This window comes from Mesorhizobium sp. M2A.F.Ca.ET.037.01.1.1, assembly GCF_003998075.1.
Taxonomy (GTDB): Bacteria; Pseudomonadota; Alphaproteobacteria; order Rhizobiales; family Rhizobiaceae; genus Mesorhizobium.
Genome location: NZ_RZSA01001248.1, coordinates 1 through 1,637, shown reverse-complemented (window position 1 = coordinate 1,637; position 1,637 = coordinate 1). Strand labels below are relative to the sequence as shown.

Sequence of the window (1,637 nt, the reverse complement as noted above, 5' to 3'; positions counted from 1 at the left end):
GCGTCGGGCTGGATGGCTCGGCGGCAAATTCCCGCGCGAGCTTTCCGGCGGCATGCAGCAGCGCGCCGCGATCGTGCGCGCGCTGGCGCTGAAGCCTTCCGTGCTTTTGATGGACGAACCCTTCGGCGCTCTCGACAGTTTTACCCGCGAGGAGATGAACCGCCTTGTCGAGGAGATCTGGCTCGACACCAAGACCACCATCGTCTTCATCACCCACAGCATCGAGGAAGCTATCTTCCTCTCCGATCGCGTCGTGGTGCTGACCACGCGACCCGGCCGCGTCGCCAAGATCTACGACGTGCCGTTCGCGCGCCCGCGTTCGCTGGAGATCATGGCGACGAAGGAGGTCTTCGACCTCACCAACCGCATCAAGATGGACATCGTCGGCGAGCGTAGGCCGCAGGCCCAGGAACAGCCGGAGCACAAGAGCGCTGAAATCGTGAGGATCAGGCCGTGAGCGGAGGCGACGCCATTCCGGAATTCTCGAAGGCCAAATCCGGAGACGGGCAGGACGTCAGCCTGACCAATCTTTCGGCCTTCGCCAGCGGTCCCGGCATCAAGTCCGGAGCCGAGGTGGCGGCGATCCTTGCCGTGGCGGTGGTCATCATCGGCGGCATTGAGCTGGCGCTACGCCTCTTCCACGTGCCGCAATATATCATGCCGCCGCCGAGCTCGATCGTTTACGCGCTGTTCGACGAGTTCCCGCTGATCGCGCCGCATCTCGGCTACACGCTGGTCGAGCTTGTCTCAGGCTTCGCCATCGGCGCCATCGTCGGCCTGGTGATGGCGGCGGTGATCACGCAGTTTCCCTTCGCCGAGAAGATCGTCGCGCCTTACATCCTGATCCTGGTCACCACGCCGATGCTGGCGCTGGTGCCTTTGCTCATCCTGCGCTTCGGCTTCGGCTACACGCCGCGCATCATCGCGGTCGCTCTGGCCGCCGGCCCGATGGTGATGATCAACGCAGCGACCGGCTTCCGCCGTGTCGACAGCGCCAAGATCGCCTTGGCCCGCTCCTATGGCGCAAGCACGCTGCAGATCTTCTGGAAGATCCGCGCGCCGATGGCGCTGCCGATGATCTTGGTCGGGCTGATGATCGGCGCGATCTTCGGCCTGCTCACCGCCGTCGGCGCCGAGATGGTCGGCGGCGGCTTCGGCCTCGGCAACCGGCTGACTTCCTATTCGTCGATGATCCAGATGCCGCAATTCTTCGCCGTGGTGTTGATCCTCTCGACGCTCGGCATCCTGATCTACGTGCTGTTCTTCCTGATCGGCAAGAAGTGGGCGAGCTGGGAGACCTGACCAACAGGCAAAATCACGCCCGGGAGGCGGGCGAAGGCAAGGCAAGCGATCAATAAGGGCAATCAACAAAGGGGAATGCCATGACCAACGACAATCCGATCCATTCCAGCGTCCCGGCCGGCATCAGCCGCCGCTACTTCCTGCAGGTGACGGCGGCCGGCGTCGTGACCGCCACCGCGCTCGGCGCATCCGGCCTGAGGGCCAGGGCGGCGGCCTATGAGAAATTCACCTGGATCTCGCCGCGCGGCACGCTCGAAGTGCTTGACGACTATCCCTACTGGTCGGCGAAGAAGGCCGGCTATTTCGGCGACCTCGCCACCGACATGCAGCCCGGC

At 64.2% G+C, this 1,637-nt stretch carries 2 protein-coding genes and 1 pseudogene; all 3 read left to right on the top strand.

Annotation, left to right across the window (positions count from 1 at the left end):
• Positions 1 to 457 (top strand): ATP-binding cassette domain-containing protein (locus EOA27_RS35610; protein WP_145970802.1); only part of this gene is annotated, 457 nt, incomplete at its 5' end.
• Positions 454 to 1,302 (top strand): ABC transporter permease, encoded by an 849-nt coding sequence (locus EOA27_RS35605; RefSeq protein WP_126081230.1) that lies wholly within the window; start codon positions 454 to 456, stop codon positions 1,300 to 1,302. The genes EOA27_RS35610 and EOA27_RS35605, both read left to right, overlap by 4 nt.
• A gap of 80 nt (positions 1,303 to 1,382) precedes the next feature.
• Positions 1,383 to 1,637, top strand: a pseudogene (locus EOA27_RS35600) (ABC transporter substrate-binding protein); the annotation flags it as partial.